We start from the raw sequence: 20,869 nt of genomic DNA, 5'->3' as shown, positions 1-20,869 counted from the left end.
GTGTCAAATGTTTGAAGAATGCGTAAAAAGAAAAGCTGTTTGAGCGTAGCGAGTTCTTTTCTTTTAGCATTCGAAAACTAATTTGACCGACGAGGAAGCCTAAGACTTGATTTTTTTGTTTCTTTTTTGATCAAGCAAAAAAGAAAATTATATTTTTTCTATAAATAAACGAACATTCACTTATAATTTATACTTTTGCTCCGTTATACCAAAACAATGAGAACAAGAGACAGTAATAAAGAAGAAATCGTCAAACAAAAAGCCATCGAATTACTTGTAGAAAAAGGCATCGAAGGCTTCAGCATGAACCGCCTGGCTAAAGAAAGTAAAATATCTGTAGCCACCTTGTACATTTATTATTCAGACAAAGACGATTTGGTTCGGAAAATAGGAATCGAAATTGGTAAAAATTTCTTTGCCGAAATGGCTAAAGATTTTTCACCCAGTATGTCTTTCAAAGAAGGACTGCGCAAACAATGGGAAAACAGAATTCGTTATACACAACAAAATCCCCTTGAAGTAAGATGCTGGGAACTACTCACACACTCCAGTTATAGCGAATCTATTTTAGAACAAAGCCTGTTAGATTTTAAAATTACTATGGGTACTTTTTTCAAAAACGCAGTGGAAAAAAAAGAATTGGTTCCGGTTTCAAAAGAAGTATTCTGGAGTGTTGCCTATGGTCCGCTATACTCCTTATTGCATTTTGAAAGAGATGGAAAAAACTTTGGAGGAGGTCCTTTCAAACTCAGCCAAAAAACAACCGACGAAGCATTCGAATTAGTCCTTAAAGCATTAACACCGTAAAATTTCAACTCATGGAAACTGATTTTAACAACATATTGATTTTTGGTACGAATATCAAAACCGAAAATGACAAGCAGATTATAAGCAAACTATTAAATACCAATCCCGAAATCGAACAATGGAACATCGATTTAGAAGACATCGATTCGGTATTGCGAATAGAAAGCCAAACTCTAAATGCCACACAAATAATAAAAATAATAACAGAACAGGATTTTAAATGTTCTGAATTAACCGAATAACAAAGATGGAAAACACCACTCAACAAACACCCTCTTTTACTTCCTATCAAAAATTTGCCATTTTCATTTTGGCAATTACTCAATTTAGTGTAATCTTAGATTTTATGGTAATGTCGCCTCTAGGTGATATTTTAATGAAAAGCATGCAAATAAAACCATCTCATTTTGGTTTAGTAGTATCGGCTTATGCCTTTAGTGCCGGTATTTCAGGTTTACTTACGGCAGGTTTTGCCGATAAATTCGACAGAAAAAAATTACTACTATTCTTTTATACCGGATTTATTTTAGGAACCATTCTATGCGGAGTAGTAACCTCTTATCCATTATTAGTAGCAGCCAGAATCATCACCGGATTATTTGGAGGAGTTATCGGCTCCATTTCGATGGCCATTGTAACCGATTTGTTTTCAATGCAGCAACGCGGACGCGTAATGGGATTTATCCAAATGGCTTTTGGCGCAAGCCAAATATTCGGAATTCCCGTTGGTCTTTACATAGCAACCAAATGGGACTGGCATGCACCCTTTTTGGGAGTGGCAGTTATGGCAATAATTATTGCTGTTTTAATCGCATTAAAATTAAAACCACTAACAGAACATCTTGCCATACAAAAGGAAAAATCAGCATTTCAACATTTAATTCACACCATTACTAAACGCGAATACCGCATTGGCTTTGCTGCTACAGCTGTACTATCTGTTGGAGGTTTTATGCTAATGCCTTTTGGTAGTGCTTTTGCCATTAATAATTTAAAGATAACCGAAGAACAGCTTCCTTTTATATTTATGATTGCAGGAATGTCTACTTTAATCATCATGCCTGTTATTGGTAAACTGAGTGACAAAATAGATAAATTCAAAATTTTCGCTGCAGCTTCAATTTGGACTATCATAACTGTAGCTGTTTATACTAATTTAGGTGAAACTCCGTTTTGGTTGGTTGCTATTATTAATATATTAATGATGATGGGAGTCATGAGTCGAATGGTTCCTTCTACAGCCTTAGTAACCTCAATTCCCGCCAAAGAAGACCGTGGCGCTTTTATGAGCATCAATTCTTCCTTACAACAAATTTCAGGCGGGATAGCAGCAGCTTTTGCCGGAACAATTGTAGTTCAAAAAGACAGCTTTAGCCCTTTAGAACATTATAATACTCTGGGTTTTATCATAATTGGAATATCGTTGCTATCAATTCTATTACTCAGTCGTGTAAATAAGCATTTGAAAAAAAATCCGGAACAGAAATCCAATTCTGTTTTAACGGTTTCGGAAGTTTAATCGAAGTAAAAACAGACAGAATATTAAACATAAATTAACAGTTGTTCAGTTGAAAAAACTTTATAATTGGTTGACATTTGCAATTCAAATATCCTAAAATGATTACAAAAAAAATAAATTTTCTTTTTATCGTTTTCTTAATTAGTATAACTGCTTTTGCGCAAGAGAAATTTACCTTGAGTGGAATTATCACCGACGTAAAAAACAATGAAACCCTAATTGGTGTCAACCTTTATTTCCCTGATTTAAAAATGGGAACTACCACTAACGAATATGGTTTTTATTCGATAAGTGTCCCTAAAGGAAATCAGAATTTAATCATCAGTTATTTGGGCTACCAAAACATTGAAAAATCTATTTCGCTGACAAAAAACAGCAAAATGAATTGGGCTCTTACTGAAAATGGTGAAATATTGAACGAAGTAATTGTTAACACTAATCAGGGGCGTACCAATACCCGTACACCTGAAATGAGTGTAAACAAATTATCGATGGCTACTATCAAAAAAATGCCTGTTGTTTTAGGAGAAGTAGATGTGATAAAATCAATTTTATTGTTGCCGGGAGTTACTAATGCCGGCGAAGGCGCCTCAGGATTTAACGTTCGCGGTGGTGGAGCCGATCAAAATTTAATTCTCTTAGACGAAGCTACCATTTACAATTCCTCGCACGTTTTTGGTTTTTTCTCAGTTTTTAACCCCGACGCTATCAAAGATTTAAAATTGTACAAAGGCGGAATCCCTAGCCGTTTTGGAGGAAGAGCCTCATCGGTTTTAGATATTTACCAAAAAGACGGAAACAGTAAAGACTTCCATATGAATGGCGGAATCGGTTTAATATCCAGTCGTCTGCTTGCCGAAGGTCCAATAGTTAAAGACCGCGTATCATTTCTAATTGGCGGCAGGGCTTCTTATGCTCATTTATTCTTAAAATTGTCCGAAGACCAAAAAAACAATACTGCCTATTTCTATGATTTGAATACCAAATTAAATTATAAAATCAACGACCGCAACAATCTTTATTTATCGGGTTATTTTGGTCGTGACGTTTTTGCAATCAACAAAAGTTTCAGTAATACTTATGGAAATTCGACTTTAAATTTACGTTGGAACCATTTATTCTCTGATAAATTATTTTCGAATCTCTCTGTAATTTACAGCGATTATTATTATGGATTAGATTTGGATTTTGTTGGTTTCAATTGGGATTCGGGTATTAAAAACTACAATATCAAATACGATTTCAAACACTACATTTCAGATAATTTTAAATTGAATTACGGAACCAATGCCATCTACTATAATTTCAATCCAGGAACCATCAAACCGTCAAGCCCTGAATCAGGAATTAATCGGGACCAATTAGACAAAAAATATGCTTTTGAACCCTCAGTCTATATAGAAGCCGAAAACAAACTCACTAAAAAACTGTCTGTCAATTACGGTTTACGCTACAGTCTTTTCTATCGTTTAGGAAATTCAACTATAAACTTATACGATAATAACAATCCTGTTTTTTTTAATTCGGATTTCCAGATTTATGAAAAAGCAACTCCAACCGGGACAAAATACTATAACAAAAACCAAATTATTAAAAGCTTTGACAATTTCGAACCCCGTTTTGCTGTTTCTTACCAACTCAATGAAGACCTGGCTATAAAAGCCAGTTACAATCGAATGGTACAATATTTACAACTAATCTCTAACACTGCCTCACCAACTCCTCTTGATGTTTGGATGCCTAGTGACAATTATATCAAACCTCAAATTGCCGATCAGGTTGCTATTGGTTATTTTAAAAACATTCGCAATGGAGACTATTCACTGGAAATTGAAAGTTTTTACAAAAAAATTCAAAACCGCATGGATTATATTGATGGTGCCGATTTGATTGCCAATGAAGCCATCGAACAGGTAGTTCTTAACGGACGCATGCGATCTTATGGTCTGGAATTTTTATTAAAGAAAAACGAAGGCCGTTTCAATGGCTGGGTTTCCTATACCTTGTCAAGATCAGAACAGCAAACTCCAGGCAGAACTTCTGAAGAAACAGGAATTAATTACGGAAAATGGTATAGTTCTGCTTACGACAAAACACATAATTTAGCAATAACCAGTGCTTATCATTTAAACGAAAAATGGGATTTTGGAGCTAATTTCATCCTCCAATCAGGACAGCCGGTGACTTATCCCGATGGCAAATACAACTATTTAGGAGTTGATGTTCCTAGTTATGGCTTGCGTAACAGAAATCGTTTACCTGCCTTTCACCACCTTGATATCTCAGCTACTTTAACCCCTTCCAAAAACAAAGACAGAAATTGGAAAGGCGAATGGGTTTTCAGTATTTATAATTTATACAATCGAAAAAATGCTGCTTCCATGACTTTTAGACAAAATACCGATACCGCTGCTAATGAAGCGATAAAAACATCCATTTTTGGAATAGTTCCAGCAGTGAGTTATAATTTTAAATTCTAATTTTTTTTAAAAAGACACAGCAAAATGAAAAAGATATTATTCTCATTTTTGATACTTTTAATTAGTATTTGTAGTAGTTGCGAAGAAGTTGTTGATTTAAAATTAGACACCGCTGCGCCCCGATTAGTTATTGAAGCAAACATTGTTTGGATTAAAGGCAGCTCCGGAAATGCTCAAAAAATAAAATTAACCACAACAACTGGTTATTACGAACAGGAAATCCCTATTGTAACCGGAGCTAAAGTTACTATAAGTAACAGTGACAACAGAATTTTTAATTTTGCAGAAATACCGAACAGCGGAGAATACGGCTGTACTGATTTTGTTCCTAAAATTGGTGAAACCTATACCTTAACCATAGTTTATAATGGTGAAACTTACACAGGAACCGAAATTTTTCAATCATTGGCTCCTATTACCCGAATAGAGCAAAACAATGAAGGTGGTTTTACAGGAAAAGATATTGAAGTTAAAGCTTATTACAACGATCCTGCAAACGAAAATAATTTTTATCTAAGCAGCTATAAATACTCCAATGAAGCAACGATAAATTATAATGTAGATGACGATAAATTTTTTCAGGGTAACGAATTTTTCAGCCGTTCACAAAAAGACGACTTAAAACCGGGAGATATCATAGAACTGAGCCATATGGGAATTTCACAACGCTATTACAATTATATGAATATTCTAATTGGCATTATAGGGAATAATTCCGGAGGACCGTTCCAAACTCCCCCTGCCACCGTGAGAGGAAATATTAGCAACAGCACCAATCCAAAAAACTATCCTTTAGGTTATTTTGCCTTAGGAGAAACCGATATGCGACGTTATGTAGTTGAATAAATTGATTAACAAAGTAAAAGTCCGAAAACAAAGCAAAAAAACATTCAAAAACAATTAGCTATCTTTGCCATCGGAAATCATTAATTTAAATCTACACTCTTTTGTCATCACATCATATAGTTCGAGACGACCAGGAACCTGCTTTAATAATTGCCAATGGCGCTGCCTGCAATCCCGAATTATTAGGGCAACTACTCGAATGGTCTCCTCTGGTAATTGTGCTGGACTCGGCTATCGAAAGAGTTATGGAACTCGATATTAAAGTTGATGTTTTATTAGGTGATTTTGACCGTGGTTTTGATGTGGATTATTACAAAGAAAAACAATATCCGATAAAAATTGTCCATACTCCTGATCAGGATAAAACCGATTTGGAAAAGGCTTTTGATTACTTATGTGAACAAAATTTTTCGGCAGTCAATGTCGTTTGGGCAACTGGAAAAAGAGCCGATCATACCATTACAAATCTAACAAATATTGTTCGTTACCGGAACAAACTGAAAATCGTCATTCTGGACGACCACTCTAAAGTTTTTTTATTACCCCGAAGATTCGAAAAATGGTACACAGCTAACACACCTATTTCCTTAATTCCAATAGGTCATGTAAGTGGTATTCATTCTGAAAACCTATTCTATCCTTTAAAAGACGACAGCCTCACTATTGGCTACCGTACAGGCAGCAGTAACCATGTTGTTCAGGACGGATTAGTTGTAATTGAACACCTTGAAGGCGATTTATTACTGATGGAATGCATGGATTAGTGAAATTCATAAAATCATTCCAATTTCTTCAATCTGCGTTGCAAAAAAATTAATCCCTAATTCACTAAAAAATAACTATTTGCAAACACTAAACCCATTTTAATTAACTAATTTTGCAGCGAAATTAAAGAAGCTATAATGTCGAAAACAATCACGGAAAAAATCGGTTTACATTCACGAAATCTTCATCGTTCCCGTTATGATTTTAAATTGCTAATCGAAAAATGTTCTGAATTAAAATCTTTTGTTTTCATCAACGAACACCAGATAGAGACTATTGATTTCAGTAATCCGAAAGCTGTAAAAACGCTGAACAAAGCATTATTAACTACTTATTACAACATTCAAAACTGGGATATCCCTAAAAATTACCTTTGTCCTCCCATTCCCGGAAGAGCTGATTACCTTCATTACATTGCCGATTTATTAGCAGCAAGTAACAACGGAATTATCCCAACAGGAATCGAAGTGGAAGGATTAGACATTGGAATAGGAGCAAATTGTATTTATCCAATTATCGGAAATTCGGTTTATGACTGGAGCTTTGTGGGTACTGACATCGACGAATATTCTTTAAAAAATTGTGCTGAAATTATCGGAAACAACCCTCAATTGACAGAAGCCATTAGCTTACAGCAACAATTGGAATCCCGCTATATTTTTAAAAATATCATCACTCCACAGGATCGATTTGCATTCACAATATGCAATCCTCCTTTTCATAAATCAGCTGAAGAAGCCAGCAAAGGCAGTCTTCGAAAAGTGAATAATTTGCAGGACAAAAAAGTTACCAAAGCCGTTTTGAATTTTGGCGGTCAAAATAATGAATTGTGGTGCGAAGGTGGCGAACTGGCTTTCATTACCCAAATGATTTTTGAAAGTGCCAAATACCCTATGCAATGCCTGTGGTTTACTACTTTAGTTTCTAAACAATCCCATCTTAAGAGTCTCTACAAAACCTTAAACAAGGTAAACGCCGCCGATATTAAAACCATAGACATGGCACAAGGTCAAAAAACCAGCCGAATCCTGGCCTGGACTTTTTTAAGTGATTCTCAAAGAAAAAATTGGAAGTTTGAGGTTTAATAATTCACCTATATATAAAACTTTTCTTATTTTAATTATAAAAAAAACTGTATATTAGCACAAACTGGTAAACTATTTTATTGTATAAAAGCAACGTATTTGAGATCGATTTGAACTATTTTATGGTTAATAAATTATTTAGAACACAAAATATGACTAAGTTAAAAACATTAATATTTTTTCTAACAGTAGCTCTTTTTTCATGCAATAAAGAAAAAACAACCTTTCCTACTGATAAAAATAAAACAAAAAATAGTGTTTTAAAAACTATTATTCCAATAAACATAAGCAAATCTACTTCTAATTTAAATGCTACTAACGTAATCGTAGTCGATGATTATACTGTAACTAATGAAATGCTTACAGACAAGACCAGAGATAATTCTTCATACAAAAGAAAAAGCGGTGAAATTTTTTCATTGGACAAAGTATGGTTTACAAACGACACTTTAAAACAAACACTTATATTTGAACTATATACAGACTACCACAGATTATATATTTATCACCTAATCAACAACGATATTCCATCCGACTTGATAAAACAGATAGAATTAAGCGTTTCCAAAAGTAAAATTGACAACATATTTGAAACAGCAACACTTAAACAAAAACAAACTTACTTCAGCGGTTTTATCAATTCAGCTATTAAAATAAATCAAAACTATTTCACATCAAAAAAAGGTTTTAGACTTGGAGACAAAAAAGAAAAAGCGATTAGTATTTATGGTATTCCTGACAAATGTTCAACTATAGAAAATATTGAAAAATGCGAATGGAAATATGAAGGGGATTATGTTGAATCAGAAGAAACTCATCCAAAAGAGAAAACAAATAAACCATTCGCAAAAAACAGTTTTGGTTATTCGGTGATAATGTATTTCCGTAGTAATAATTTAATAGCCATGATAATAAGTAATGACATCCCTTAAAAAAGAAAAATCATCAGTTTTTTTATTCACATCACTCTTTTGGTTAAATTTGTATAAACTCTTTTATTATGAGCGCAATTGAATTAAAAAATTTATTGATTTCTAAAATTGCCGGAATTGATGATGAAGCTTTTTTATCAGCAATAAATACCATTTTAGATACTAAAGCGAAAAATACGGAAAATAACAATCCTGATTTACAAAAAATCATAATACTTACGGAACAACAAAAAAAAGAAATTCAAAATTCTCAAAAGGAATATTCAGAAGGACATTATGTTGACAATGATTCTGTAAATGAAGAAATGGAAAAATGGCTGCGAGAAGAATAGTTTGGACAGTCTCTGCCAAGCTTCAATTAAAAGCTATTTTCGAATATTTTAATTTTAGAAATAAAAGTAAATCTTATTCTCTAAAACTAAACAGACTAATTCAAACTGAATTAAAAATAGTACTTCAACAACCCAACATTGGTAAAAAAACTAATTCAATCAACGTTCGGGGTTTATTAATTGAGAATTATTATATTTTCTATGAAATAAACGAAACTCATATTATAATTCTATCGGTTTGGGACACCAGACAAGATCCTAAACGATTGGATTTTTAGTTTTTCAAAACACCCAATAAAAATTTAAAAATCCTATGAACCTCTTAGCGGAAAAGGTTTGGATGATTATTTTTTTGTTTTGTAGCATTTCAAAAGAGAGCGAAATCGTATCGAACACCTTTTATATTTTATTTCGATTACTTTCTTTTATTTTTCTTTATTTTCTTTTTTATTTCGTTTTATTAAAAAATAAGCTATCTTAGTCATCCTTAATTCGAATCCTATTTTTTAAAATCATGAGAAATACAGTTTTAATTACTCTGCTTTGCTTTAGCTATTCCTTATTAACGGCTCAAAATAAACCTCTTCTAAAACCCCGGATTTTAATCAGTACCGATATTGGCGGAACAGATCCTGACGACAATCAGTCCATGACTCATTTACTGATGAACAGTGATTTATTTCAGTTTGAAGGTCTTATTTCGTCACCTTCTTATGGAGAAGGCAACAAAAAAGAAATACTACGAATGATTGATCTTTATGAAAAGGATTTGCCAAAACTTCGTAAACACAATAAAAACTTAGAAAAACCGAATTATTTACGCTCGATAACCAAACAAGGACGCAAAGGAAATGCTCCCTATCTTGGATATAAAACAGCAACTGAAGGCTCTGACTGGATTATTAAGTGTGCCAAAAAGAAAAGCACCCAACCTTTGTGGATTTTGGGTTGGGGCGGTTTAGAGGATATTGCTCAGGCACTGCATGACGCACCGGAAATTCAAAACAAAATTAAAATTTACTGGATTGGCGGACCTAATAAAAAATGGAGCGCTAATAGTTATGCCTACATCGCAGAGAATTTTCCAAACTTATTTTTTATCGAAGTAAATTCAAGTTATTACGGATTTTTCTCTGACAACAACGAACTGGACAGCGTGAACAGTTCTAATTATTACGACAGCGTAATTAAAGGAGCAGGTCATTTAGGACCGGATTTTAAAAATTACTACAATGGAGAGATCAAAATGGGCGATTCCCCTTCTCTTTTTTATATGATGGATGGAAATCCTGAGAACCCTGAAAGAGAAAGTTGGGGAGGCAGTTTTGAAAAAATAACGTATAGTCCCAGAATGATTTACAATCAACCCACTACCTTAAAAGATACGGTCTCATTTTGTTCTATTGTAGAAATTCATTTACAAGGCCCAAAAACAACAATCCCATCAGATTCAATTTGCTTCCATATGGAAATTCCTTATGGTAAAACAATTCAAAAATGGCCTGGTTATTATTTGGGGAACGGGGATTATGCTATACGGTACATTCCTAAAAAAGCCGAGACTTTACAATATCAATTTACTTCTAAAATAGCCGAAATCAACGGACTGAAAGGAAGTATTGTTGTTACCAATTTATGGCCCGGCAAAAAACACAATGCCGATTATCCTTTAGGAAATAATTGGTACAGCGACAAATCAAATCCGGATTTATACGATGGAAAAATTCAAGGAGGAAAAACGGTTTTAAAATGGAGAAAAGCTATTCTGGATGATTGGGCAAAACGTTGGAAATGGTTAAGATAAAGCTTAAACTTTTAATTTTATAAAATAAAAAACCTATGAATCCTAAAGTAAAGCAATTTTTAAACAAAGCAAAAAAGTGGCAGGATGAAATGACACTTTTGAGAGAAATGGTGTTAGAATGCAATTTAGAGGAAGATTTCAAATGGATGCATCCCTGCTACACACTTGACAATGCTAACATCGTTTTGATTCACGGATTCAAAGAGTATTGTGCTTTATTGTTTTTCAAAGGAGTTTTACTAAAAGACGAAAAAGGAATTCTTATCCAACAAACAGAAAACGTTCAGGACAGACGCCAACTTCGCTTTAAAAGTGTGGAAGAAATTCAAAAACTGGAATCGGTAATTAAAGAGTACATTCTGGAAGCTATAGCAATTGAAAAAGCAGGCTTAAAAGTAGTCCTAAAAACTACCTCTGAATATAAAATGCCTGAAGAATTCCAAATCGTTCTAGAAGAAATGCCCGAATTGAAAACCGCTTTCTACAAACTAACACCAGGTCGTCAAAAAGCTTATTTATTGTATTTTTCTGCTGCTAAACAGGCTAAAACCCGCGAAGCCCGCATCGAAAAATATATTGAAAAAATCCTCACCGGAAAAGGACTGGATGATTAATAAAATAGTAGTCTCGAATGATTTTAAACCGTAATGCAACAGCTTTACGGTTTAAAATTATATCTGTTGGTTTTGGTTTTTTGAGTATAAATTAATTCTTATTCCCAATCCTGAAACCATTAATGTACTCGATAGGTTTTTTACCGTCGTAATACATATTATCTATAAATTCATTCGTCGGCGCCTTATATCCATCGGTTACCGGGATATCCTTACTTTCTAAAAAACCTTCAGCCAGCAATAAATTAGCCGCTTTATTCCATATCTCCGGTTTATAGACTTCCCTAATTTTATAGTCGTACCATTCTGCCGGCTTTGATTCTGCAATTTGTCCCCAACGTCTCATCTGAGTTAAAAACCAAATCCCATCAGAATAATAGGGATAAGTAGCATTGTATCTAAAAAAGACATTAAAATCAGGTAAAGACCGGATATCTCCTTTTTCAAATTCAAATGTTCCCAACATCGAATTATCAATTACTCTTTTCTCACCATCAACATAAGCCGATTTAGATAGTATCCGGGTGGCTTCTTTTCTATTCTCAGGATCATCTAACCATTTTCCTGCTTTAATCAATGCCTTAGTTATAGCAATTGCTGTATTCGGATTCTTTTGAACGAATGCCTTAGTCATTACAAATACTTTTTCAGGATGATTTTTCCAAATATCTTTACTGGCAATAATAGGTACTCCTATTCCCTGATCTACTGCTTGTTGGTTCCAGGGTTCACCTACACAATAGCCGGTAATAACCCCTGATTGAAGAGAACTCGGCATTTGTGGCGGTGCAATCACTGACAATATTACTTGCCCGCTAGTACCCCCGTATCCATTCAAATTATTATAAAAACCGGGATTTATTCCTCCCGCAGCCAACCAATAGCGCAACTGGTAATTATGACCGGAATAAGGAGAAACAATCCCCATTGTAAAAGGATTATTAAACTTCTTATATAAACTAATTGCAGGCAAGAGGGCACTGGCAGGTATTGGATGCACAGGAACTCCGTATTCACGCGGCAAATAAGCTACAATTTTATTCCAAACATCATAAGAAACCGTAATCGCATTTCCATTTAAATCCATAGAAAACGGAGTCACTAATTCTGCCTGTTTTCCACAACCTACTGCAGCAGCTATAGGTTGACCTGCTAACATTTGGGCCCCATCAATTTGGTTATCGACCACCTTATCAAATATATCCCTCCAATTAGCCTGCACTTCTAAGGTTACATTTAAACCCTCATCCTCAAAAAACCCTTTATGTTTGGCTATAGCCAATGGAGCCATATCCGTTAATTTTATAAAACCCAAAGTAACATTGGGTTTTTCTAAATTTAATTTTTTAGTCTTTGGAGGATAGGTCTCCGGATTGATTAAAATTGCATTAGTTTTTTGGGGGCTTTTAAAACTTAAAACAGAGATTGATAATAGTGCAACTAATGATAATCTAAGTATTGTTTTTTTCATATTACAATTTTTGAATTATTACTCAACCAAAATTAAGTATACATACGTAGTTAAAACATGCGAAAAAACAACTTAACTTATGTTTTATATTTATTGGAGATCAACAGGAAATGAGTATATCCCGGACTTTAAGAAAGAACTGCAGTGAAGTGACTCTGTTTTAATAAACTCCTGAAAGTTTTAAGCTTTTCTAAACTTTTTTTTCTTGAATTCCTTTGTACCTTTGTCTTTCAGCAATATAAATACATGAAATTCCAAGTCGTATCGGATTACCAACCTAAAGGAGATCAACCCCAAGCTATTGAAAAATTAGCCCAGGGCATAATTGATGGAGAACAATTTCAAACACTTTTAGGAGTTACTGGTTCAGGAAAAACTTTTACGGTGGCCAATGTCATTCAGGAAGTACAACGTCCTACTCTGGTTTTGGCACACAACAAAACACTAGCAGCTCAATTATACTCGGAATTCAAACAGTTTTTCCCTAATAATGCAGTTGAATATTTTGTTTCCTACTATGATTATTACCAGCCTGAAGCTTTTATTCCTGTAACCGGAGTATACATAGAAAAAGACTTGTCCATCAATGAAGAGTTGGAAAAAATGCGTTTAAGCACCACCTCTTCACTGCTTTCGGGGCGAAGAGATATTATTGTTGTTGCTTCTGTTTCCTGTTTGTATGGTATTGGAAATCCTGTTGAATTTCAAAAAAATGTCATCGCTGTCGAAAGAGAACAGCAAATATCCAGAACCAAATTATTGCATTCTCTCGTACAAAGTTTATATTCCAGAACCGAAGCCGATTTTAATCCCGGAAATTTCAGAATTAAAGGCGACACTGTAGAAGTTTTTCCAAGTTATGCCGATGATGCTTATCGCATTCATTTTTTTGGAGATGAAATTGAAGAAATTGAATCTTTTGATATAAAAACTTCCAAAGTAATTGAACGATTTGATAAACTGACCATTTATCCTGCTAATATGTTTGTGACTTCGCCTGATGTATTACAAAACGCCATCTGGCAAATCCAACAGGATTTAGTCAAACAAGTCGATTATTTTAAAGAAATAGGAAAACATCTTGAAGCAAAAAGATTGGAAGAAAGAACCAATTTCGATTTAGAAATGATTCGGGAATTGGGTTATTGTTCAGGAATTGAAAATTATTCCCGTTATCTGGACGGTCGCGAGGCTGGCACACGTCCTTTCTGTTTATTGGATTATTTCCCAAAAGATTACCTGATGGTTGTTGACGAAAGTCACGTAACTGTTTCTCAGGTACACGCCATGTACGGAGGTGACCGCAGCAGAAAAGAAAACCTGGTAGAATACGGATTTCGTCTTCCCGCTGCTATGGATAACCGTCCGTTGAAATTCGAAGAATTTGAAGCGATGCAAAATCAGGTAATTTATGTTTCAGCTACACCGGCAGATTATGAATTACAGAAAAGCCAAGGAGTCTATGTAGAACAAATTATTCGTCCGACAGGTTTAATTGACCCTGTTATCGAAATTCGTCCGAGTCTGAATCAAATTGACGATTTGATTGAAGAAATTCAGCAACGTTGCGAACTGGATGAACGCGTATTAGTTACAACACTTACCAAAAGGATGGCGGAGGAATTAGCCAAATATTTAGCCAAAGTAAGCATTCGTTGCCGCTACATTCATTCGGATGTGGATACTTTAGAACGAATTGAAATCATGCAGGATTTACGAAAAGGACTTTTTGATGTATTAATTGGAGTGAATTTATTACGTGAAGGATTGGATTTACCAGAAGTTTCGCTGGTTGCAATTCTCGATGCCGACAAAGAAGGTTTTTTACGTTCGCATCGTTCGCTAACGCAAACTATTGGTCGTGCTGCAAGAAACTTAAATGGAAAAGCGATTATGTATGCTGATAAAATTACCGACAGCATGCAGAAAACCATTGACGAAACCAATTACAGAAGAACGAAACAAATCAATTACAACACCGAAAACGGTATTGTTCCTCAGGCACTCAACAAAAAAATTGAAACTGCTTTCACTAAAAATCCTCTGGTTGAATACGAATTAGGACACAGCATACCTAATGCTGCGGAACCCGTAAACGAATATTTATCGAAAGATGAAATTGAAAAACGAATCCGTGAAAAACGCAAATCAATGGAAAAAGCGGCAAAAGAACTTGACTTTATGCAAGCTGCTAAACTACGCGATGAAATAAAAAAACTACAGGAACAACTTACTTAGTCCCTTACTCATCCTGAAAAATATTCAATAAAACATCATCCGAAATTACGGAATTGGGCGAATTTTTCACTTTTTTAAGTAAGACTTTAATCGCTTCGATGTCAAGTCCCATACTTATAGCGATATGAATAATTAATTCAGGGTCTTGCTTATATAAAACACCATCGTTCTGAAAAAAAACAACTAACTTATAAAATTGTTTAATTCTTATCAATTTCATGTTACCTGATAAGCTTGGTAATTCCTGCCCTAAAAGATCAATAAATCCACCTTTCTCAAAATTCAATTCATTAGCAATTAGAAATAAAAAATCATATCCTTTTTTACTCAATTGACCATCAATTGTAGCGTAGGCAATCATCTCTAAAAGCAATTTCTTTTTTTCTTCACAAGTATCCATACGATAAATAATTTTAGCTAAAATATCATTTTTCATGCTAAAAACCCAAAGACTTATCTAAAATTAAACATTTTTATCGAAAAATCACATTTTTTTTCCAACAATAAAAAACTAAAAAAGACAAAAAATCACAAGAAATTGTATTTCGTCGATACAAATACACAAACCGGAAATTCACTTTTTAAAGAATACATTTTTTAGACTATATTTTTTTGTTATATATTCAAAATGAGATTAAAATAATCCGAAAATCAAAAAACTTCATTTGCTGTAAATAATATTCATTTTTAAAGCTTAATTTTATCATAAAACCAGACTATTATGGAATTGATTATTAGAGAATACGAGCTACAATTAAAGCACACTTTCACAATCTCTAGAGAATCAATAGATATTCAACCCTCTTTAATAGTACAATTAAAAAGTGGTGGATTCTCCGGATATGGTGAAGCAACTTCTAATCCTTATTACAACATCACTGTACCTATGATGAAACAGGATTTAGAAGCCATAAGAAGTCTCATAGAGTCGTCTATTGATGAAACTCCTGAAGATTTTTGGGCAAAAATGCATCCTTATTTAAAACACAACATGTTTGCTCTTTGTGCATTGGATATGGCATATACCGATTTATATGCCCGACAACAAGGTAAAAAATTACATGAGCTTTGGGACTATAACATTGAAAGAAATCCATTGACCAATTACACCATTGGAATTGACACCATTGATAAAATGGTTGCAAAAATGAAAGAACTGCCCTGGCCTATCTATAAAATAAAATTAGGAACCAGTAATGATATTGAAATTGTCAAAGCATTACGAGAACATACCAATGCAGTTTTTAGAATTGATGCCAATTGTGGCTGGGATATCGAAGAAACACTCAATAATGCGATAGAATTAAAAAAACTGGGCGTTGAATTTTTGGAACAACCCTTAAAAGCCGATAACTGGAAAGGTCATGAAATTGTTTTCAAACACTCTGTTTTGCCTATTATTGCTGATGAAAGCTGTATTGTAGAGCAAGATGTTGCCAAATGTTACAACCATTTTCACGGCATAAACATTAAGCTGGTAAAATGCGGAGGCTTGACTCCTGCTCGCAGAATGATTCAACAAGCCAAAAAACTGGGACTAAAAACCATGGTAGGCTGTATGACGGAATCTTCGGTTGGAATTTCAGCAATTGCTCATTTATTACCACAATTAGACTATGTGGATATGGATGGCGCCTTACTTTTATCCGAGGACATCGCCAAAGGTGTACAAATTCAAAACGGTAAAATTGGCTATTCTGAATTAAATGGTACTGGCGTTGTTTTAAAATAACATTGAATGATAGTAACTCAATTTCCTGATCGCATCTTAAAAATAGATGGCGAAAAATATTTATACTTTGGCGGGACAGCTTATTTAGGCTTACCGCCAAATAAAAAATTCCAAAAAATACTTCTTAAAAACATTCACCGTTGGGGAACAGCTTACGGAAGTTCCAGAAACGCCAATATCCAACTAACAGCTTATGATAAGGGAGAGCATTTTTTAGCGCAATTGATTCAAGCCGAAGCTGCTGTAACTGTTTCCTCCGGTATGCTGGCAGGACAATTAGTTTTAGACACCTTAAAAACAGAAAACACAGTCTTTTATCATTTTCCCGAAACACATACAGCTATTAAATATGCAGACAGCAATCCTTTTTATATAAACAATAGTATCAATCCACAACTTCTGGATGAAAAAATAGAAAAAATATGCATCTTAACCGATGCCGTTCCTTCAAATACTGTAAAAGCAGTTGATCTTTCAATTTTAGCACAAATTCCTAATCAAAAAGAAATCACCTTAGTTATCGACGAATCACATTCGCTGGGAATTTTAGGCTCTAATGGTTGTGGTATTTTTTCGAATATAAATTACCCCAATATCAAACAAAAAATCATGGTTTCTTCGCTGGGAAAAGCCATGGGATTATCCGGAGGAGTTATTGCCAGTAATGCAGATTTTATTAAAAAAATAAGAACAAACAACATTTTTGTATCAAGTGCCGGCATGAATCCTGCATTTGTAAACACACTCTCTGATGCCGAAAAACTATACACTAAACAACAAAGAAAACTAAAAGAAAACCTAGCCTACATTAGTGCAAAACTTTTACCAAACAACAATATTCTTTTTAATGAAAATTATCCTGTAATTTATCCTAAAATCGAAAATATCAACACGATTCTGGCTTCAAAAAAAATTATTATCACCAATTTCAAATATGCTTCAGAAACGGATTATTTGAATCGGATTATCATCACTGCCAATCATAAAAAGAAAGATTTAGACAAAATAATTCAAATCCTCAATCAATATAAAAGCAAAGATGAGTTGACAAAACTATAATAGTGTACCTTTGTAAAAAATATAACAATGACAAACAACGATATCTTTAAAAAGTTACGCGTAGCCTTAATGCTCCGTGATGATCAAATAGTAGAGATTCTGGAATTAGTAGATTTTAGAATTTCAAAATCCGAATTAGGTGCTTTTTTTCGCGACGAAAAACATCCAAATTATGTAGAATGTGGCGATCAGGTATTGCGCAATTTTTTAAACGGATTGGTGATTCATTTGCGAGGCACAAAAGAAAACCCTAAAAATCCAAAAGATATTTTAGCAAAACACAAAGCTGAAATTCCGGTTAAAACAAAAGAAGCCTCTAAAAGTCCACCAAAAGCTAAAACAGATTTCAAGAAAAAACCTTCTTTTAAAAAATCAGTACCTAAAGTACAAGTTGTAGAAAAAGTAAAGTTCAACAACGGTAAAAACAAAAAATCTTAACTATTTCAAATAGAATAAAAAAATAAATCCCGAGTTTCACTCGGGATTTATTTTTTATGGTTATTTAGTAAATTTTACAAGAAAAACAAGACCGTTTCCTGTTTCCAAATCAGCAGCTAATAATTTCTTATAGTTTAAAGTATTTTTAATAAAATAATTGATATCACCATTTATAGTATTAGTACTCATAACTACAATTTCACGATTTTCATTAAGTGCAATTCTTACCCTCACTAAAACATCTTCGTTCAAACTCTCAAAGCTTGGATACGTATTCAATAACTTAGTAATTTCTTTGTAAGTCTCATTATAATCAGCCGGTTTATCAGATGGATTTTCCGCTGCAAATGCTGTTGTTAAAAACAAAGTAGTAACAACTGATAAAATTAACTTTCTCATGATTTCTTAATTTTGAATTAAACTTAAACGATTCAAGATTTCGATGTAAAATTACCAAAACAATACATTAAAAAATCACTTATCTTGCTGACAATGCAAGTTTTACGAGTTACAAAAAATTACACTGCAAAAATTGAAACCATAATAAAAAAAACAATTATAAATTATATTATTCACACAAAAAAATACAAAACTCAGAATAAAAAACACCAAAAACACCTAAATGATAATTATTTTTCAAAATTTTTCAAATAAAAAACAAAAAAAATCGCTTCACTAATTGAATGAAACGATTTTTTATACTTTATAAGTTATTATAAATTACTTCACAAACCTGACCATAAAAACAAGTCCATTTCCAACTTCCAGTTCATCTGCAAGTAACTTTTGATAATTCAAAGTATTTTTTATATACTCTTTCAAATCTTCATTACTAGTATTAGTACTCATAACTACAATTTCATGATTTTCATTAATTGCAATTTTCACCTTTACTACTACTTCATCTCCAAAATCTTCTAATTTTGGATACGTATTCAACAACTTAGTCAATTCTTTAAAAGTTTCTCCATAACTGTTACTCTTAGCAGTTGGAGTTCCTGTTGCAGCAAAAGCCGAACTCATAAATAATGCAACAATAACCGATAAAAATAATTTTTTCATGATCTTTTTGTTTTTAATTACAGTTCAAAATTAGTACTGATTTCCACACTAAAACCACAAAAACAATTACTTAACCTAAAGATAAAAACACTGGACTTATTATTTTATATGAGTTATAAAAACTTTCTCCTCTAAAATTTCTCAGCTTACAATAAATAGAACTCAAAATTCAATTAATCTCAGTATGAACATAAAAACATTAAAAAAAACTCAACAAAAACCTCTTTAATATTAAATTAATATCAAAATCGATTATTCAGGATTTTATAGTTTTTAGCATAATAAACAATAAAAAAAACGTCCCGATAAAATCGGGACGTTTTTAAAATATAACTAAATTTCTTAATTAAGAAAGTGCAGCTTGTACCTGATCAGCAGCTTCCTGGAATTGAACCGCTGATAAAATTGGCATTCCTGAATTATCAATTAATTCTTTAGCAATTTCAGCATTAGTTCCTTGTAAACGAACAATAATAGGCACATTAATAGCGTCACCCATATTTTTGTAAGCATCAACAACACCCTGAGCAACACGGTCACAACGAACGATTCCTCCAAAAATGTTAATCAAAATTGCTTTTACGTTTGGATCTTTCAGAATAATACGGAAAGCTGTTTCAACACGTTTTGCATCAGCAGTTCCCCCTACGTCAAGGAAGTTAGCTGGTTCAAAACCTGCATATTTAATCAAATCCATAGTAGCCATAGCAAGACCGGCACCATTTACCATACATCCTACAGTACCGTCAAGGTCAACATAGTTCAAACCTACTTCTTTAGCTTCTACTTCAATTGGATTTTCTTCACGAACATCACGCATGTCAGCATACACTTTTTGTCTGTATAATGCGTTATCGTCAATATTTACTTTAGCATCTACCGCTAAAATTTTATTATCAGATGTTTTCAAAACAGGATTGATTTCAAACATAGAAGCATCTGAACCAATGTAAGCTTTGTATAAAGCATCGATGAATTTCACCATTTCTTTGAATGCATTTCCGGTAACACCTAAGTTAAAAGCAATTCTTCTTGCCTGGAAACCCTGCAACCCAACAGCCGGATCAATTTCTTCAGTAAAGATTAAGTGCGGAGTATGTTCAGCAACTTCTTCGATATCCATCCCACCTTCAGTAGAATACATAATCATATTACGACCAGTGGCTCTGTTCAATAACACAGAAACATAAAACTCTGAAGTTTCAGATTCTCCAGGATAGTAAACATCCTCAGCAATTAAAACTTTGTGAACTGTTTTCCCCTCAGCAGAAGTTTGAGGAGTAACTAATTGCATTCCGATAATTTCGCTTGCAACCCCTTCTACTTTGTCAATTCCTTTAGCAAGTTTCACCCCGCCTCCTTTACCACGACCACCTGCGTGAATTTGGGCTTTAACAACATACCAACTCGTTCCCGTTTCGGTAGTTAATTGTTTTGCAGCAGCAACTGCTTCAACTGGACTATTAGCAACGATTCCGCGTTGAACGCGAACTCCATAGCTAGCTAAAATCTCTTTTCCTTGATATTCGTGTATGTTCATAATATAGAATTTGTCTGAATCTGGTTTTATTTCAGAAAATAAGTCGGACAAAAGTAGCTAAAACGAACTTAAAACTAAAATCTTTTTAGTGATTTAAAATATCTTATAAATAAAGTTAAAAAAAGACGTTTTCACAACTTTTTTT

Annotated in this window: 21 protein-coding genes; 16 read left to right on the top strand and 5 right to left on the bottom strand. The window is 33.6% G+C overall.

The features are described 5' to 3' along the window. Positions 1-216: 216 nt before the first annotated feature. The 12 genes from BLR17_RS08160 (at position 217) to BLR17_RS08105 (ending at position 11,184) form a co-directional block, all read left to right on the top strand. Positions 217-807, top strand: coding sequence for a TetR/AcrR family transcriptional regulator (locus BLR17_RS08160; protein WP_066324202.1), 591 nt, complete (start codon positions 217-219; stop codon positions 805-807). Between the two features lie 11 nt (positions 808-818). Further along, entirely contained in the window at positions 819-1,049 is a 231-nt protein-coding gene (locus BLR17_RS08155; RefSeq protein WP_066324196.1) for a hypothetical protein, read from the top strand. Between the two features lie 5 nt (positions 1,050-1,054). Continuing rightward, positions 1,055-2,326, top strand: coding sequence for an MFS transporter (locus tag BLR17_RS08150; RefSeq protein ID WP_066324194.1), 1,272 nt, complete (start codon positions 1,055-1,057; stop codon positions 2,324-2,326). A 98-nt stretch (positions 2,327-2,424) separates the two neighbouring features. Beyond that, positions 2,425-4,806, top strand: coding sequence for a TonB-dependent receptor (locus BLR17_RS08145; RefSeq protein ID WP_066324192.1), 2,382 nt, complete (start codon positions 2,425-2,427; stop codon positions 4,804-4,806). A gap of 24 nt (positions 4,807-4,830) precedes the next feature. Further along, the gene (locus BLR17_RS08140) at positions 4,831-5,652 is read left to right on the top strand and encodes a DUF4249 domain-containing protein (RefSeq protein ID WP_066324190.1); all 822 of its coding nucleotides are present in this window, start codon (positions 4,831-4,833) and stop codon (positions 5,650-5,652) included. Positions 5,653-5,753: 101 nt separating this feature from the next. Further along, positions 5,754-6,416, top strand: coding sequence for a thiamine diphosphokinase (locus BLR17_RS08135; protein ID WP_066324184.1), 663 nt, complete (start codon positions 5,754-5,756; stop codon positions 6,414-6,416). A gap of 135 nt (positions 6,417-6,551) precedes the next feature. After that, the gene (gene rlmF, locus BLR17_RS08130; RefSeq protein ID WP_139068307.1) at positions 6,552-7,502 is read left to right on the top strand and encodes a 23S rRNA (adenine(1618)-N(6))-methyltransferase RlmF; all 951 of its coding nucleotides are present in this window, start codon (positions 6,552-6,554) and stop codon (positions 7,500-7,502) included. 122 nt (positions 7,503-7,624) lie between these two features. Beyond that, entirely contained in the window at positions 7,625-8,434 is an 810-nt protein-coding gene (locus BLR17_RS08125; RefSeq protein ID WP_066324180.1) for a hypothetical protein, read from the top strand. A gap of 68 nt (positions 8,435-8,502) precedes the next feature. Then, the gene (locus tag BLR17_RS08120) at positions 8,503-8,766 is read left to right on the top strand and encodes a hypothetical protein (RefSeq protein WP_066324178.1); all 264 of its coding nucleotides are present in this window, start codon (positions 8,503-8,505) and stop codon (positions 8,764-8,766) included. Continuing rightward, positions 8,748-9,044 (top strand): type II toxin-antitoxin system RelE/ParE family toxin, encoded by a 297-nt coding sequence (locus BLR17_RS16655; RefSeq protein ID WP_066324176.1) that lies wholly within the window; start codon positions 8,748-8,750, stop codon positions 9,042-9,044. Before BLR17_RS08120 ends, BLR17_RS16655 begins: the two co-directional genes overlap by 19 nt. Positions 9,045-9,280: 236 nt before the next feature. Then, on the top strand, positions 9,281-10,570 hold the full coding sequence (locus BLR17_RS08110; RefSeq protein ID WP_066324173.1) for a nucleoside hydrolase-like domain-containing protein: 1,290 nt from the start codon (positions 9,281-9,283) through the stop codon (positions 10,568-10,570). Between the two features lie 35 nt (positions 10,571-10,605). Next, positions 10,606-11,184 carry a YdeI/OmpD-associated family protein gene (locus BLR17_RS08105; protein ID WP_066324171.1) on the top strand — a complete coding sequence of 193 codons (579 nt, stop codon included), beginning with the start codon at positions 10,606-10,608 and terminating at the stop codon, positions 11,182-11,184. A gap of 91 nt (positions 11,185-11,275) precedes the next feature. Here BLR17_RS08105 and BLR17_RS08100 read toward each other — a convergent pair whose 3' ends face one another. Further along, positions 11,276-12,655: a CmpA/NrtA family ABC transporter substrate-binding protein gene (locus BLR17_RS08100; protein ID WP_066324169.1), complete on the bottom strand. Its 1,380-nt coding sequence runs from the start codon at positions 12,653-12,655 to the stop codon at positions 11,276-11,278. Positions 12,656-12,901: 246 nt separating this feature from the next. Here BLR17_RS08100 and uvrB point away from each other — a divergent pair, with 246 nt between their 5' ends. Further along, positions 12,902-14,893, top strand: coding sequence for an excinuclease ABC subunit UvrB (gene uvrB, locus BLR17_RS08095; protein ID WP_066324167.1), 1,992 nt, complete (start codon positions 12,902-12,904; stop codon positions 14,891-14,893). A gap of 4 nt (positions 14,894-14,897) precedes the next feature. On the opposite strand, the gene BLR17_RS08090 is transcribed toward uvrB, so the two are convergent. Next, on the bottom strand, positions 14,898-15,329 hold the full coding sequence (locus tag BLR17_RS08090; RefSeq protein WP_245683123.1) for an excinuclease ABC subunit B: 432 nt from the start codon (positions 15,327-15,329) through the stop codon (positions 14,898-14,900). 285 nt (positions 15,330-15,614) lie between these two features. On the opposite strand from BLR17_RS08090, the gene BLR17_RS08085 reads away from it, so the two are divergent. The 3 genes from BLR17_RS08085 to BLR17_RS08075 are packed head-to-tail and all read left to right on the top strand — an operon-like array spanning position 15,615 to position 18,122. After that, positions 15,615-16,625 carry a dipeptide epimerase gene (locus BLR17_RS08085; RefSeq protein ID WP_066324165.1) on the top strand — a complete coding sequence of 337 codons (1,011 nt, stop codon included), beginning with the start codon at positions 15,615-15,617 and terminating at the stop codon, positions 16,623-16,625. Between the two features lie 6 nt (positions 16,626-16,631). Next, complete coding sequence (locus BLR17_RS08080) at positions 16,632-17,684, top strand: aminotransferase class I/II-fold pyridoxal phosphate-dependent enzyme (protein ID WP_066324164.1); 1,053 nt, start codon at positions 16,632-16,634, stop codon at positions 17,682-17,684. Positions 17,685-17,711: 27 nt separating this feature from the next. After that, positions 17,712-18,122, top strand: a complete 411-nt coding sequence (locus BLR17_RS08075) for a DUF1456 family protein (RefSeq protein WP_066324162.1) — start codon at positions 17,712-17,714, stop codon at positions 18,120-18,122. Positions 18,123-18,182: 60 nt separating this feature from the next. Here BLR17_RS08075 and BLR17_RS08070 read toward each other — a convergent pair whose 3' ends face one another. The 3 genes from BLR17_RS08070 to sucC form a co-directional block, all read right to left on the bottom strand. Next, positions 18,183-18,521 carry a hypothetical protein gene (locus BLR17_RS08070; protein WP_066324160.1) on the bottom strand — a complete coding sequence of 113 codons (339 nt, stop codon included), beginning with the start codon at positions 18,519-18,521 and terminating at the stop codon, positions 18,183-18,185. A gap of 321 nt (positions 18,522-18,842) precedes the next feature. After that, a complete protein-coding gene (locus BLR17_RS08065; protein ID WP_066324158.1) occupies positions 18,843-19,184 on the bottom strand; it encodes a hypothetical protein in 342 nt (113 codons plus the stop codon). Positions 19,185-19,530: 346 nt separating this feature from the next. Beyond that, positions 19,531-20,724, bottom strand: a complete 1,194-nt coding sequence (gene sucC, locus BLR17_RS08060) for an ADP-forming succinate--CoA ligase subunit beta (protein WP_066324157.1) — start codon at positions 20,722-20,724, stop codon at positions 19,531-19,533. Positions 20,725-20,869 lie beyond the last annotated feature (145 nt).

The sequence above is a fragment of the Flavobacterium glycines genome, from assembly GCF_900100165.1.
Lineage (GTDB): Bacteria > Bacteroidota > Bacteroidia > Flavobacteriales > Flavobacteriaceae > Flavobacterium > Flavobacterium glycines.
This window is presented reverse-complemented; position numbering and strand designations above follow the sequence as displayed.